At 63.2% G+C, this 14,261-nt stretch carries 15 protein-coding genes and 2 pseudogenes; 6 read left to right on the top strand and 11 right to left on the bottom strand.

The features are described 5' to 3' along the window. The coding region (locus AC3WL8_RS36855; RefSeq protein ID WP_492379962.1) for an IS1634 family transposase at positions 1 to 1,376 on the bottom strand (1,376 nt) is incomplete at its 3' end. Between the two features lie 195 nt (positions 1,377 to 1,571). Between AC3WL8_RS36855 and AC3WL8_RS36850 the strand changes: the two genes are divergently transcribed. After that, positions 1,572 to 2,981 carry an alkyl sulfatase dimerization domain-containing protein gene (locus tag AC3WL8_RS36850; RefSeq protein WP_492379961.1) on the top strand — a complete coding sequence of 470 codons (1,410 nt, stop codon included), beginning with the start codon at positions 1,572 to 1,574 and terminating at the stop codon, positions 2,979 to 2,981. On the opposite strand, the gene AC3WL8_RS36845 is transcribed toward AC3WL8_RS36850, so the two are convergent. The 3 genes from AC3WL8_RS36845 to AC3WL8_RS36835 form a co-directional block, all read right to left on the bottom strand. Next, entirely contained in the window at positions 2,922 to 3,605 is a 684-nt protein-coding gene (locus AC3WL8_RS36845; protein ID WP_042876376.1) for a hypothetical protein, read from the bottom strand. The genes AC3WL8_RS36850 and AC3WL8_RS36845 overlap by 60 nt on opposite strands. 370 nt (positions 3,606 to 3,975) lie before the next feature. Continuing rightward, positions 3,976 to 4,077, bottom strand: coding sequence for a DUF1016 N-terminal domain-containing protein (locus tag AC3WL8_RS36840; RefSeq protein ID WP_230625445.1), 102 nt, complete (start codon positions 4,075 to 4,077; stop codon positions 3,976 to 3,978). Positions 4,078 to 4,449: 372 nt separating this feature from the next. After that, positions 4,450 to 4,698 carry an H-NS histone family protein gene (locus AC3WL8_RS36835; RefSeq protein WP_492379960.1) on the bottom strand — a complete coding sequence of 83 codons (249 nt, stop codon included), beginning with the start codon at positions 4,696 to 4,698 and terminating at the stop codon, positions 4,450 to 4,452. A 375-nt stretch (positions 4,699 to 5,073) separates the two neighbouring features. Here AC3WL8_RS36835 and AC3WL8_RS36830 point away from each other — a divergent pair, with 375 nt between their 5' ends. Beyond that, positions 5,074 to 5,217, top strand: coding sequence for a hypothetical protein (locus AC3WL8_RS36830; RefSeq protein WP_230625443.1), 144 nt, complete (start codon positions 5,074 to 5,076; stop codon positions 5,215 to 5,217). A 9-nt stretch (positions 5,218 to 5,226) separates the two neighbouring features. Then, positions 5,227 to 5,490, top strand: a complete 264-nt coding sequence (locus tag AC3WL8_RS36825) for a DNA cytosine methyltransferase (protein WP_051974631.1) — start codon at positions 5,227 to 5,229, stop codon at positions 5,488 to 5,490. A gap of 2 nt (positions 5,491 to 5,492) precedes the next feature. Here AC3WL8_RS36825 and AC3WL8_RS36820 read toward each other — a convergent pair whose 3' ends face one another. After that, a complete protein-coding gene (locus AC3WL8_RS36820; RefSeq protein WP_492379959.1) occupies positions 5,493 to 5,948 on the bottom strand; it encodes a hypothetical protein in 456 nt (151 codons plus the stop codon). Positions 5,949 to 5,977: 29 nt separating this feature from the next. Between AC3WL8_RS36820 and AC3WL8_RS36815 the strand changes: the two genes are divergently transcribed. After that, positions 5,978 to 6,613 carry a hypothetical protein gene (locus tag AC3WL8_RS36815; RefSeq protein ID WP_492379958.1) on the top strand — a complete coding sequence of 212 codons (636 nt, stop codon included), beginning with the start codon at positions 5,978 to 5,980 and terminating at the stop codon, positions 6,611 to 6,613. A gap of 321 nt (positions 6,614 to 6,934) precedes the next feature. After that, on the top strand, positions 6,935 to 7,375 hold the full coding sequence (locus AC3WL8_RS36810; RefSeq protein ID WP_042876370.1) for a cupin domain-containing protein: 441 nt from the start codon (positions 6,935 to 6,937) through the stop codon (positions 7,373 to 7,375). A gap of 102 nt (positions 7,376 to 7,477) precedes the next feature. On the opposite strand, the pseudogene AC3WL8_RS36805 reads toward AC3WL8_RS36810, so the two are convergent. Both AC3WL8_RS36805 and AC3WL8_RS36800 read right to left on the bottom strand, forming a co-directional pair. Further along, positions 7,478 to 8,254 (bottom strand): annotated as a pseudogene (locus AC3WL8_RS36805) (ISKra4 family transposase); the annotation flags it as partial. A gap of 74 nt (positions 8,255 to 8,328) precedes the next feature. Next, positions 8,329 to 8,857: pseudogene (locus AC3WL8_RS36800) on the bottom strand (ISKra4-like element ISBte1 family transposase); the annotation flags it as partial. Between the two features lie 1,127 nt (positions 8,858 to 9,984). On the opposite strand from AC3WL8_RS36800, the gene AC3WL8_RS36795 reads away from it, so the two are divergent. After that, positions 9,985 to 11,361 carry an MFS transporter gene (locus AC3WL8_RS36795; RefSeq protein WP_492379957.1) on the top strand — a complete coding sequence of 459 codons (1,377 nt, stop codon included), beginning with the start codon at positions 9,985 to 9,987 and terminating at the stop codon, positions 11,359 to 11,361. 38 nt (positions 11,362 to 11,399) lie between these two features. Here the strand turns inward: AC3WL8_RS36795 and AC3WL8_RS36790 are convergent, their stop codons facing one another. From AC3WL8_RS36790 to AC3WL8_RS36775, 4 genes are read right to left on the bottom strand one after another with little or no spacing between them, the layout of a single operon-like run. Further along, positions 11,400 to 11,717 (bottom strand): DUF1330 domain-containing protein, encoded by a 318-nt coding sequence (locus tag AC3WL8_RS36790; protein WP_492379956.1) that lies wholly within the window; start codon positions 11,715 to 11,717, stop codon positions 11,400 to 11,402. 40 nt (positions 11,718 to 11,757) lie between these two features. Then, positions 11,758 to 12,738 carry a quinone oxidoreductase family protein gene (locus tag AC3WL8_RS36785; protein ID WP_492379955.1) on the bottom strand — a complete coding sequence of 327 codons (981 nt, stop codon included), beginning with the start codon at positions 12,736 to 12,738 and terminating at the stop codon, positions 11,758 to 11,760. Further along, on the bottom strand, positions 12,735 to 13,037 hold the full coding sequence (locus AC3WL8_RS36780; protein WP_340527404.1) for a DUF1330 domain-containing protein: 303 nt from the start codon (positions 13,035 to 13,037) through the stop codon (positions 12,735 to 12,737). The genes AC3WL8_RS36785 and AC3WL8_RS36780 overlap by 4 nt, the downstream gene beginning before the upstream one ends. Positions 13,038 to 13,046: 9 nt before the next feature. After that, a complete protein-coding gene (locus tag AC3WL8_RS36775) occupies positions 13,047 to 14,252 on the bottom strand; it encodes an aminotransferase-like domain-containing protein (RefSeq protein WP_492379954.1) in 1,206 nt (401 codons plus the stop codon). Positions 14,253 to 14,261 lie beyond the last annotated feature (9 nt).

The raw sequence follows: 14,261 nt of genomic DNA, 5'->3' as shown, positions 1-14,261 counted from the left end.
CGCGCGGCGTTCCAATGGAACACGGGGCGCACCTGCAGATCGACCGTCTTGAGCGAACGGAAGGCCCGCTCCACCACTGCCAGCCCCTTGTAGGCCGTCACGGCCGCCTCAGCTGACAGGTCCGTTGCCGGCAGGCTCGTACGCACCACGTACAGGCCATCGAGTGCAGCCTCCTGCTGAATCTGTTCGGCCTTGCGCCCCCACGTGAAGCTCGAGTCGGTGATGCTCAGCTCGAAGTGCTTGCACATCCTGAAGTGATCGATGACGCGGCCTACGCGCAGGGAAATCGCCTCGGTGCCCTTGAGGCGGTTGCGGGCACGCGTGGTCGCGTCGGTAATCTTCATCAACTCGGCTTCGGTGGCCTGCAGCAGCGCCTCGCGTTTGCGGCTGCGCTCCTCGGCCAGTAGCGGATTGCGACACACGATGAGCCGCTCGCCGGGGAACGCCTCGCTGGTCTCCTCCAGCAGGTTGCGCTCATCGAACAGCGAGGGCTGGAAGGGGCCCTTCTCGTGAGCAAGCGCGGCCATCTGCGGCGCGCGCAGGCTGCTCACCCAGTCCAGGCCAGCCGGGCGCAAGACCGAGTCGATGCGCGCCTGCGTGAGCATGCCCCGGTCGCCCACCCACGCGAGCTTCTCGATGCCATAGCGATTCTTGAGCTTGTCCACCTGCGAGGCCACGGTTGCCGGATCGGCGGTGTTGCCAGCGAAGACTTCGACTGCCACCGGACAGCCCTCAGGCGTGCAAACCAGACCGAACACGATCTGGGGATCGTCGCGCTTGCCATCGCGGCTGTAGCCGTGGGCGGCAAGCTCGCAGCAGCGTCCCGTCACCCACGTGGAAGTGAGGTCATAGAGCACCAGCGTACTGCCGCTCAGATGCTGCCTGGCAAGCCGCTTCTCGATGCCTTCCTGAGCGTCTCCCAGCCAGTCGAGCGCGGCATAGACCTGCTCGAGTTCGACGTCGCCCAACTTCAGCAGTCGCGACAGCGAGTGGGTTGCGGTCTCGTCGCGCAACATGCGATGCGTGGCGAGCTTGGACGCGGGGGACACCACCCGCGCCACCAGCAGTGCCATCACCACCGAGCGCAGCGCGGCCGGCGCTGAGGACAACCACTGCTCGGCGCCGCAGGCGCGCGCCGCGCCGAGCACGGCGGCCACATGTCCGTGTGGCAGGCTGCGCTCGATCACGAAGGCCTCATCGGCGGACGACACCGCGACGCCACCGCGTAGCAGCACCTTCAAGCCTTCGATGACCTCGGCGGGCAGCGACGAGAGGTTGGCGAGGGTGCGTTTTTTGATCGTGTTGCCGTCGCGATAGGACTCGCGCAGCAGGATCGCGGGCGGCGAGTTGCGGTTGGGGACGTGTTCGATATACATGAACACGTATTCAAGCACAAAGCTACCGAGACACAATTGTTAAATACTAATTTACATGGCTACATAATAGCCTTGAAAAATAGCCGAAATCCACTGCTGATGCGGATTTCGGCTATTTGAGAAACCAAAGTTCGGTCTAGTCGGGCAATCGACCGGGGCGCGCCAGCGCGCCTCCAACAACGCGGAGTCACCCAGATGCAAGCCAATACCACGCAAGCCATTGAAGAACGCGTCAAGCCGAATACCGGCCTGGGCGTGCTAGTGCGCAGCGAGTACTTTACGAACCTGATCCCTGGTGTCCATACGCTTGGCGGACAGGGCAATTCCCTGGCCATCGAGACGGCGCGCGGCGTGGTGATCGTCGACGCCGGCCCAGGCGGTGGCGTGACGCGTGCCATGATCACGCGCTTGCGCGAGTTGTCCGCGGCGCCGGTCCTGGCCATTGTCTACAGCCATGGCCACAGCGGCTACAACGCGGGTGCCAGGCTGTGGCAGGAACACGCGGCGGAACGCGGCGAGATCCGGCCCGCGCTGATCGCCCTGGCCGGCGTGCCGGCGCGCTACCGGCGCTATACGGAGACCGCGCAGTTGCAGGCGTGGTTGAACAGCCGCCAGTTCCACAAGACCATGCGTCCGGCATCGGCAGACAGCTACCCGATGCCGGACCAGACGTTCGACAGCCGCATGGTGATCGACGGTGGCGACCGCCGCATTGAGCTGATCGCCGCACCGTCCGAAACGGACGACGCGCTGGCAGTGTGGCTCCCCGAGTCGCGCTTCCTCTATGGCGGCGCCTCGATGATCCGCAGCATTCCCAACGTTGGCACGCCGCTGCGTACCATCCGCGACCCGCTGCGCTGGGCAAACACGCTGGAGCGCCTCTATGCACTGAACCCGACACAGGTTCTCCCCGAGTTTGGCGACCCGATTACCGATCCGCAGGAGATCCATGACGCGTTCCAAGTGCCCATCCGCGCGCTGCGGTACTTGCGCGATGCGGTGGTAGCGCGCATGAACGCCGGCATGAACGAGCGCGAGATCCTGCACGACATGGTGTACCCAGAGGCGCTGTTTGGTCACAAATGGATGCGGCCGATCTATGGCGATCCCGAGTACATCGTCCGGGAAATCTGGCGCATGGAGAACGGCTGGTGGGATCGCAATCCCACCCACCTGCACCCGGCCCGGCCTGCCGAGACGGCGAACGCCGTGCTGTCCGCCCTGGACAACCCGGGTCACGTGCTCGATGAGGCCCGCAGGCTGCAGGCAGAAGGCGATACCCAGCTCGCGCTGCATGTCATCGACCTGCTTGCGCTGGCGGATCCGGTTATCCCGGAAGTGATAGCTGCGCGCGCGCTGAAGGCAGCGCTGTGCCGCCAGCGCGCCGAGCAGATGCGCTCGATCGTCTCGCGCCAGATCCTGCTTAGCAGCGCCGAAGACTTGCTCGAGATATGCGCCGAATCCAATTCCCGAATCATCGCAGCAACGCTCTTCGCATCGAGATCCGTGCCATGTGAGAGCAGTGTGGCGTACAGCGAAACGAGGTCACGCGCGTCTCGCGCGCGGGTCGGCTTTGGCGTGTTCGATCGCCGTAAGTGTTTCTGAGTCCAGCACTGCCTGGGCGTCGGACGAAATGGCAAACAGTTTGCCGTCGATGTCATGGACGTGTAACTGCTCATGGGTGACAGCATCCGTCACCAGCGCGCGGCCGGTCAGGCGCAGGGCGGCTTGGAGATGTGATTGTCCCGAGACGATCCGGTAATTACGTCCTTCTGATCGTCTCACCAGCGCGTCAGTGGGGATCTCGCTGAGCTCGATAGCGCCGAATCCGGGGAGCGACATTTCCTCGATGCGATTCTTGATGCAGGCGACCATCACGGCGGCGCCGGGGCGCTCGGTTGCCGCAAGCCGTTCATATTGACCGAGGAGGATGTTGGCCTTCTCGATTGAGGGCGTCGTATAGACAAAGGATTGGATGGCGGTCGGCGGGCGAGTCAACCGGGTCGCCATGATTGCGAATGCCCAGTCCCTTTTGTAGTTGCAGTGTGGGCAAACCCAGCCGTATTTGGTGGCAATCAGGATGCCAAGGGCGCCACCTTCGACTCCGTGGCGATGATCGGCGCTGTTCCTGCAAGTGAAGGCGCGCAGAACCGGGCCGCCGAGGCCAACCTGGTTCTCGTTGAGCTTCTGGACCTGATCGTCGGTGAACGGTGCGCGAATGTAACTCATGGCATTTGAGACGGCAGCTTCCGCGTGGCGTGGCTATCGCCGCGCAGCCGGCACCCGCAACGCTCGGGGGTCTGCCCGGCGGCTAACAGAAACTCTGGGCGCCAGGACACACTGCGGCCGCCGCCTCCTTCCAGTTTATGCCCGGGAGAAGGTCTATGTTGCTTTGGCCGGGCCCGAACCTTTTGTGTGCTGCCCGACCTAAATCCATTCCGCTTCCTCGAATCGATGCAGCCAGGACAAATCTGCCCGTCCTGCTCGTGGCGCAAACTGCCGACCATCGATTTTGTGCACGTGCAGCATTTTTCCGGTGGCTGCGCGACCGGCCATGCTCGGCGGCCTCCCTGGCATATCATTCGCGCAGTTCGTTGGACTACAGTTTGTCCAGCAGTGTGCAAAAGTGGAACCAGGGCAATTGTGCAGCAGCCTGCTGCACAAATTCCCCGCTCGGCCAAGCCTCGGCAAGCGCGCGCATGTACTTGAAGTTGCGCGGCGAAAATCCCTCATGTCCGGAAACGTCGCCCGCAGATCGCGTGCGGGCCGGTCTAGCGCCCAGGCTGCGCATCCCTGCTGTGCTGACGCTCGAGGATGTTACGTCCGATCTGCCAATAGAGCGTCACGAGTTCCCGGTGACCGAGAGGACCGCACGCTGGCGTGACCCGAGTTTTCAACCCAGCGAGCCAAGCGGTGTAATCGGGGGAAGGGAGCGTTGCGTCCGGCATTCAGTTGGTTCCGTTTCGGATTGCGGGCCGGCGGCGCCGGTCTCCCCCCTCATTATCCGGGTCGGTCAGCTGGCGAGCAATGCAAGGTCCAGGCCGTCCCATGGGATGGTATCGCCGCGAGAATACTACCCAACCTGGAAATGTTCCACGTTCTGCCCGGCGTTGATCGCCCGCTGCAGCCAGTCCGGCATGGCGCCCCGACCGTCCCAGCCCTGCCCCTGCGCGTTGCGGTAGCGCTCCGCCCCAAGCGATGGCGCCGGCGGCGGCTCGGCAAAGCAGCCGGCGGCCTGCAGGTCGGACAGGCTCAGCCCATGCTGGGCCATCTGGATGCGGATCCAGGTGATCGCTTCCGCGCGCTCGATTTCGATCGACATGATGCAGGTGAATAGATTTGAGGAGGCGCAGGATCCAGCATCGCGCTGTCGTTCGGAATTAGACGTCAAGCTTGTTCCGGGGATTGCTGCTACGAAGATCCGCGCGGCGGGAGGACAAGGTGGCCTCTCTGCTTAAATTTTAATCAAACCCACAGATCGCGCGCTGGACGAATCCTCGCCCTCAGACGCCCCCCTCAGGCTGGCCCCGGCTTGAACTTCGTGCGCATTTTACGCTGTCGAGCAGTTCGAGCGCACCACCCGTTTGATCACATTTTCGATAGTGGCTGCTGGTATTGACCGCGCTCCACGGGTCTTGGGTGCGACGGTATTCATCAGCGATTATTCCTTGTGGCGAGCCGGAGCGAGCGTCCTCTGATGCGACAGCTTTCCCAGCGCCGGCACGTTGCCGCAGAGTCGATCATCGACTTCTCGGCAGCAAAGTGGTCCCCGGTGAACAAGCCCGGCCGGAGCGACAAGACGCTGGCCAGGGTGGAAGCCGGCCGCGCCCGGTACGGGTAGCGGTTCGTGATGCCCTACTACGGCAGCGGCTCTGGCACCACCGGACGCAGCCTGGATCGCCCCATCGGCACGATCACTACCTTGGACCGCTGGGCCGTGGTGGACGGCGACCGCATACGCATGCTGAGCGCCGACGAGTGCCGCGCGGCGATGGGCTTCCCGCGGGAGTACAAACTGCGGTCACAGCACAAGACGGCTGTGCACATGCTGGGCAATGCGGTATGCCCGCCGGTCGCGCGCGACATCATCAACGCAATCATGGAGGCGGCGTGAGCTTACTCGTCTACCCACGTAAACGCGGCGCCCGAGTCAATCAGTTGGGTTGCATAGGCTCGCGCGGCAGCCATGGCGTCGCCATCGGAACTGGAAACGCCAGGAGCAGCGAGAAGAATCGTCCTCCGATCGAAGATGTTCGTCGGGGAACTAGAGCCGTAGATTCGCACGTCGCTAGTCCACTGACCTGGTCCTTCGGACGTAGCGGAGGCCTCATACCCGAAATCTCCGTGTCGATAGATCGGACCAATCTTCGCATCGACCCAGCGCATCCCAGCAGATGCAGCTACCTGCGATGCCTCTTGCGCAGTCTTGTAAATGTGTGCACCGAGATCAATGATATGGTCAATTGCCACATCACTTTGGTGCTCGGTTACTACCAGACGGGAGCTGTACCCCCCATCAGCCAGCAGCTGCGGATCGCAATTGATGGTGTGCCGCCTGTCTGTCGTACCCATCTGACGCTCCAATTTTCTGGAATCCTAGCATGACCAAAGAACGCCCTATCCTCTTCAGCGGCGCCATGGTGCGCGCCATCCTGGACGGCCGGAAGACGCAGACGCGGCGGATCATCAAGCTGCCGGAAACGCTCGGCACCTGGGAGCCAACCACAATAGGGGGCGGCACATCGACTTTCGCCGACGGCACACCAGCGCCGGAAATGGCGGCGATCTGGCACACACGCACCGGCGCTACCCTGACCTGCCGGCACGGCCAACCAGGCGACCGCCTGTGGGTGCGCGAAAGCGGCGTCATCAGCAAGCTAGCCGGCACCCACGACAAACCAAGGATATTCCGGCATGACGTGCCAGCGACGCCCGAGACCGGCTACTACTGGGTGGAACGCACCCGCGACACGGGCGCCAGCTACAACGTGTCCGGCTGCTCGCGAGAGGCCGCGCTGCTGTCACCACCGCCAAGGCTTGCCCGTCGATTCACATGCCTCGCTGGGCCTGCCGCCTGGTGCTGGAGATCACCAGCGTGCGCGTCGAGCGGCCTAACAACTGCGGTGAAGCGGATGCTATCGCCGAGGGCATCGAGCGCCGTCCCAGCGCGGATGGTGACTGGGCACACTAGGAAAATCGGGGGCAACGACGACGTTCGCCGGCTGAGGATCGACTAGGTAGCTCATTGGCCTCTCAGGAGCGGTAAGTCCAGGGAGGCCTGGAGGCGCTCGATGGGCGGCAGGGCGGGCATGGCTGAGGGAATTGGTGGTGGTTCGCATTGCGTCGGCAGATAATGAGCAGGCGGGTCGTTCCGCAGTGCGCCGCACCACAATCAGGTACAACGTTGCCCTGGACGTCCGTGCGGAAACGCTGACAGTGCAATGCCTTGGCGAAGCTGCGCTGCACGCGCCACACGGAGGGCCAGACGAGGCCCGGCGCGCCGATGGCGCGGATGTTGCATCGCCCGCATGGCTTCACCCAAGCGAAAGGAGCCTGTCATGGCCGAGTTCAAGCCAACGCGGTTTTCCCACGTCCGTCCCCAGGACACCGCCTTTGTCGACCAGGGTTTGCGAGATTTCTTCCTCTACCGCGATCTCGGCATTGCCGAGGCCACCGGCGGCCGGGTGCTGGCGCAGTTGGTCAAGGCCAACCAGCCGCCCGAGCATGGCACCGGCTGGCATCGTCACGAGGCCGACTTCCATATCGTGCTGATGCTCAAGGGCTGGGCCCGTTTCATGTACGAGGACAAGGAGACCAAGGTGGCTGCCGGGGATTGCGTGCACCAGCGGCCAGGCATCGTCCACTACCTGTTCGATTACTCGCCGGACATGGAGTACCTGGAGATCGTGGGGCCGGCCGACTTCAAGACCACCGATGTGGAAGGGCCTTGCGCGGTGCCTGCGGTCACGCCCTGGCCAACGGACCGTCCGGCGCCATAGGGCGTGCCGCCCACGCTGATCACTGCGTGCTCCCCATGATGGTGTTGCGCACTGTGGAGAGCGCGCCAAAGCGGGGGCTGACAAAACGGCGAGGCGGCGGTCTTCTCCGCAGGCGATGGAGGGATACCATCGTTCAGCGTGCGATCGGAGCTGGTCATTGAGCACGGCCGTCCGGACTTGTAGCAGTGCGTGGGCGTGCCGCGGCCGCCAGGCCATCTGCTGCCGTTTGACGAACCGCTTGCTGATTACCTGGTTGACGGCTGACTCGACAAAACCTGATGCAATGGGCTCCCCATGCCGATAGCGGTCACCGTAGTTCACGATGAAGTGCCGGTTGTTGTCCAGGTAGACGATGAACTCCTCGAGTTTGCCGAGGAGTTTGACCTCTTCGGGGCTGGCCTCAGCTTCCAGATCCCAGCCCAGGCTTTCCAATCGGCACAACGCTGGATAGGGGCAGCCGAGCCACAGGTGCCACTTGGCGCCATGCAGCGCCTTGATCAATGTGGCGTTGCTCGGGCCGTCGCTGTGTGCCGGGCGGCCCTTGATCATCTGTTCGAGGTTCTGTACCCGCATGGCGACGTGGAACCAATCGAGAACGTACTCACCGCGGTCACCAAAGCCGAGCTGCGCAAACCGTACGGTATCGCCTCCATCCGACAGAAAGGTCACCGGTTGACTCTAGGCTGCACACCTTCACGTAGCAGGAAATTCAACATACGATCGGCTGGTCGGTGCTCCAGTTTGTGCACGTAGGGCAAAACTATGCCCGACATCTTGGTCCCGCAGGGACTTCCCGACGATCACTTCAAACCAGCCGTCCTGCCGGCGCCGGTGGCCGGCCAGCCGAAGGTAGCCGCCGTCAATGCCGACGGCGCGGACCGGACTGGGCTCCGGGATCTCGGGCGACCGGCCGCTCGCCGCCACCTCCGCCTGCTGCCGGGCGTCGGTGGCCTGTTCCGCTTCCAGCCTGCGACCGAGCGTGGTGACCTGCCGCCGGATCGAGCTGGCTGCCAGCACATGATCGAGCGGCAACACCTCTTGCAGAACGTTGATGGTCAGACCATACGACATCAACGCTGCAAACTTGACCTCGAGATACTGCAGTTCTGGACTGACCCGCTCAGGCAAGCAGTTGGCGACCGGACTGAAGGTGGGAGCGTCGCCCTGGCATTGCCGACAGGGATACAGTCTGGGACTGTCAATCGACAGTCGCCCGAACGCGCTCCGGAAGACCAAGTGATGGTGGCCCTTGCAAGCCAGTTGCGCCCCGCACGTGGGACAAACGCTGGTCCGGGCAACTGCCTCGGCAACCTGTGCCGCGACCATCGTGCGCTGCAGCCGACCCAGCAATGATTTCGCCTCTTCCATATGCAGGCCCAGTGAGCCCACATCAAGGCCGTCTCTCTCGAACTGGGCAATCTCGGTGACGGTGGCTGGCGCGCCTCCATCGTCCTGCACTACAAGTTGCAAGCTGATACGCATGGCCGCCCTCCTCCCTCGGCAGTGGTCGGTGGTTTGCCCCCGTTTTGGCGCGGTCTCCTGGTGGTGTTAGAACTTGGCACGATCTGGCCGATGCGATACGTCTTCGTCATAGAGCTCTCTGGTGTTACGGGTCGGCAGAGTGGCGCACAAGCAGTGGCACAATCATGAGAGGACACGTTTGTCCACCATGACGCTGCGCTGATGTGGGTACCGATGTGGGAACATTACCCGCGGGGAGATAGGCCAGACAGGTGCTTTGCGGCCATCATCATCCATAGTCCAGGACACGGACCGTCCAGCCAAAAATGGTGGTTCGCCTCGCCCGCAACTCAGACAGGCGTGCAAGTGGAAGCAGTGCGGCCTTGAAAAAGCCTGCTCAATTTGAGCCACCAGTGTCGGTTGCGGCCGTCGGCGCCGTTGCGACGAAATCGCTTGTCGCGCGGCACCAGAACGGCGCCGACGTGACCGCGCGCGCGAATGCCCTGCCCGGTCGCCTGCGCTCGCTAGGCACAATGGCGTGTACTGTTGTCCGACGGCATAAAGCTGGCCGCGCGCGCCAACGACGAGAGCGTGCTAGTTTGGCCGCGCGAAAAATGAGGATAGTCCGTTACGTACTACGGTGCTGGGAGCGAATGTCTCGACAAGCGATCGCAGCCCTGCCAAAGGGCCACTACTGGGCTACACGTCACATGCCCTTTGCGATGGCAGTCCAGGCACCCAAGATTAGGTTTTTCCCGCGCTTACCGTCTCAGTGACAGCAACTAGGTCACCTTAGGTGGTGAGGATGTGTGGGCGCATAACACACTGTATGCCGTCACCCATTTCGATTATTGCTCGCGCACACCAACGGCTGCGCGCCAGCCAATTGAGAGGCGGATGGTCTCCTAGATTCATGGGCCGTTCCGTGTCCAGCAGTTGTGTCGCCATATTGATGAAGTTGTCTAGTCTACAAAGTAAAAACAGAGGAATTACCCGTAGTAGCTCCTGATTTATGCATCATGATGTTGACGTATATCTCTCCATCGACCATATTTCGTTCCATCGGCGTTAGCGTCGTTGCCCGTACGGTGCCACGCCGGGAAGCCACGAACGCGATTCCAAGGGCGTAACTGATGGAGGAGACACCCATGCAGCACATCGATGTACATAAACTGGCCGACGAAGCCAGGTTCAATAGCTTCCACGCGCGGGTCCTGGCCTGGTGCCTGCTGGTGATCATCATTGACGGCTACGACATTGCCGTGGCGGGCGCCGCGCTGCCGTCGATCATGAAGGAAATGGGCGTCACCGCCTCTACGGCCGGCTTCATGGCGAGTTCTGCGCTGTTTGGCATGATGTTCGGCGCCATCTTCCTGGGCGCCCTGTCCGACAAGATCGGACGCCGATGGACCATTTCGCTGTGCGTGTTCCTGTTCAGCGTGTTCACCGCGGCAGCGGGCCTCACCAGCGACCCGGTCACGTTCAGCGTGATGCGCTTTATCGCAGGTCTCGGGATCGGCGGTGTCATGCCAAACATCGTTGCGCAGATGACCGAGTATTCGCCGCGGCGGATCCGCAGCTTTATGACGACCGTGATGTTCTCCGGCTATGCGATCGGCGGCATCCTTGCCGCCGTGATCGGCAAGCAGTTCATCGCCGGGTTCGGCTGGCAGGTTGTCTTCTTTGCCGCGGGTGTGCCGGTGATTCTGATTCCCTTCATCCTGAAGACGATGCCGGAGTCGCTGTCGTTCCTGGTGTCGCGCCAGAACGAGCGCGACCTGCGTGAAGTCGTGCGCCGCATCGATCCGCAACTGAGGCTCGATCCCGGCGCCACCTTCCAGGTACCGCACCAGGACCGCGCCGCCGGCGCACCGGTGGCGCGGCTGTTCCAGGAGGGCCGCGGGGTCAGTACGATCATGTTCTGGATCGCCTTCTTTACCGGCTTGTTCATGGTCTACGCGCTAAGCACGTGGCTGACCAAGCTGATGGCGATGTCGGGGTACAGCCTGGGCTCCGCGCTGAGCTTTGTGATCGCGCTGAACCTCGGCGCGGTGGTCGGTGCGATCGGTGGCGGCTGGCTTGCCGACCGCTTCCACATCAAGTGGGTGCTGGTGAGCATGTACGCGCTCGGCGCCTTCTTCCTGTACCTGATGACGTTCAAGACCTCGACTGACGTGCTCTACCTGCTTATCGGTGCCGTCGGCGCTTGTACCACCGGCGCGCAGATCGTGGCGTATGCCTACAGCGGGCAGTTCTATCCCATGTCGATCCGCTCTACGGGTGTCGGCATGGCGTCGGGAATCGGGCGCCTGGGTGCCATCGTGGCACCGGTGCTGATCGGCCTGATCGTCTCGCTCAAGCTGCCGCTGGAACAGAACTTCCTGGTGATCGGTGCGGCGGGTATCGTGGGCGCCCTGGCGCTGGCCTGCATCAGCCATCGGCTGTCCGCATCCGGACAACGTGTCGATACGGCGGTCAGTTCTAGCCCGGCGCCGGCACCAGCGGCCGCGGACGCGCGGATCTGAGCAGGGTGGCGCATCGCGAGGTGCGCCACCGTTCACGCTTACAGGCTCACGTCCTCGGGCTGCACGCCAGCGTAGCCTTCGACCACCACGACATCCCCGGTCGATCCAGCCTTGCGCAGGCTGGCTGCGATCTGATACTCCGGTGACCGGTAGCATGCGAGCGCGGTTTCGTAGTCCTCGAACTCGATCACCACCAGGCGCGAGCGGAAACTGCCTTCCACCACGTCGGCATTGCCACCCCTGATCAGATACCGCCCCCCATACTTCCGATAGGCGATCTGATTGGCCTCGCTATACGCCGCGAACTTCTCCGGGTCGGTAATCTCTACCTGACCGATCCAATATCCCTTGGGCATCTGTTGCTCCTGGCTGTTTGCGGTTGGATGTTGCTGGTGTCTACGGAATCAATATGCTGGATCCGGTAGTTTTCCTGCCCTCGAGGGCGAGGTGAGCCTGTACGGCATCGGCGAGTGCATAGCGATTGCCGATGTTCGCCTTCACCGTTCCGCTTTGCATCATGGAGAACAGGTCGGCAGCCATCTCGTCGAGGTCGCTTCGGCGGGCGGCATAGTGAAACAACTGCGGCCGCGTGAAAAAGAGCGAACCTCGCCTGGTGAACTCGAATGCCTCAATCGGCGGCAACGGCCCGGACGAATTCCCGAAGCTGACGAACGTGCCGAGCGGGGCCAGGCAGTCGAGCGATCCGACATAGGTGTCCTTGCCGACGGAGTCATAGACCACCGGCACCCCTTCCCCGTTGGTGATCTCACGCACTCGGCTGGTGAAGTCTTCGCGGGAATAGACGATGGGAAAGTCGCACCCGTTGGCCAAGGCCAATTCCGCCTTCTCATCGGAGCTGACCGTGCCGATGACCCGCGCGCCCAGCGCCCTGGCCCACTGGCAGACCAGCAAACCCACCCCTCCTGCGGCGGCATGGATAAGGATCGTGTCGCCGGCCTTCACGCGATAGGCCCTGCGCAGCAGGTATTGCGTCGTCAGGCCCTGCAGCGTCATCGCGGCAGCCTCTTCGAAATCCACGCTGTCCGGGATATGGATCAGTTCGCCCTCCGGAACCGCGCATTCCTGCGCGTACGAGCCCGGCACGCTGCCCGCATAGGCCACCCGATCGCCAACGCGGAAGCTGGTCACGCCATCGCCGACGGCGGTGACGACGCCCGCTGCCTCCATGCCGATGCCGCCGGGAAGCGGCATCGGATACAAACCCGTGCGGAAATACACGTCGATGAAGTTGACCCCTACGGCGTGATGCCTGACCTGGACCTCGCCTGCGCGTGGCTCGCCAAGGTCCACGTCTACCCACTCCATGACTTCCGGTCCGCCGGTCTCGCGGATCCTGATCGCCTTTGTCTTGCTCATGCGGGCAGCCCCTCATATCCTTCGATCACGACGATGTCTCCCTGCGAATACGGCTCGCGCAGAGCCATCGCTGCCCGATACTCCGGCGACCGATAGCATGTCAGGGCCGTCTGGTAGTCCCTGAACTCGATCACCACCACGCGCGAACGAAGCGATCCCTCCACGACTTCCCTCTCGCCGTTGCGGATGATGAAGCGCCCGCCGAATTTCTCGAACACGGCCTTGTTGGCCGCGATATAGCCTTTGTAGCCGTCGACATCGGTGACGTCGACCAATGCGATCCAGTAGCCTTTACGCATGGCTTCTCCTCACTGGACTGCCGCGACCGCATCAGCCGGCTGCAGCGCGCGGAGATGGCTCGCGACCAGCTCGCCGAGCCTGGCGATGCCCTCTTCGATCTTCTGCGGCGGCACCGTGACGAAGGCGAGCCGCAGCGTGTTGTTGCGTGGCGTGATGGCATAGAACGGCGCGCCGGGAACGAAGGCCACGTTCCTGGCCACCGCTTCTTCAAGCAAGGCCATGGTGTCGATGGCCGCCGGCAGTTCGACCCAGATGAACATGCCCCCTTCCGGCCTGCTCCACCGCACTCCCTCGGGCATGTGTCGCGACAGCGCATCCAGCATGGCTGCGCAGTGCTTGCCATAGAGATCGCAGACCGAGGCGATATGGCTGTCGAGCATGCCGGTCTTCAGAACTTCGTAAGCGACGCGCTGCGTGAAGCTGGGCGTGTGCAGGTCGGAAGCCTGCTTTGCCTGCACCAGCTTGGCGTGGATCGCCGGCGGCGCCAGCATGTAGCCAAGGCGCAGGCCCGGCGCCAGGACCTTGGAGAACGACCCCATGTAGATCACGCCTCCCGGGTTCAGCGAATGCAGCGACGGCAGCGGCGAGCCGCTGTAGCGCAGCTCGCCGTAGGGGTTGTCCTCGACCAGCAGCACGCCAAGCTCCCCGGCTCGTGCCACCAGTTCCTTGCGGCGCTCTAGCGGCAGCCGGCGCCCCGTCGGATTCTGGAAGTTCGGGATCGTGTACAGAAACCTGGCGCCGGCCGCGAGCGCTTCGGTCAGCGCCTCCGGCTGAAGGCCCTGGTCGTCGGTCGGCACCTCGGCGTAGGCCGGTTCGGAAAGCGAGAACGCCTGCAATGCGCCAAGGTAGGTCGGCGCTTCCACCAGCACCTTGCTGCCCGGGTCGATGAAGACCTTGGCCAGCAGGTCCAGTGCCTGCTGCGAGCCCGTGGTGATCAGCACATTGGCAACATCCACGCCGTGCTTCTCCGCCACCCACTGGCGCAGCGGCTGCAGCCCCTCGCTCGGCGCATACTGCAATGCCGCAGCCGGAGCGTCGGCAAATAGGCGCTCACATGCGGCCTGGAGAGCCTCCACGGGGAAGGTTTGCGCGGACGGGAGACCGCCGGCGAAGGAGATGATTTCCGGCTTCTCCGTAAGCTTCAGGACTTCGCGGATGACGGAACTGGTCAGTGCCTGCGCCCGGCGCGAGAACTGGATGTCGTTGCTTTTCATGTCGTGGTT

It is taken from the genome of Cupriavidus sp. FW305-F7 (genome assembly GCF_058782875.1).
Note: the sequence above shows the minus strand (reverse complement) of the source record. Positions and strands in the feature narration are given on the sequence as shown.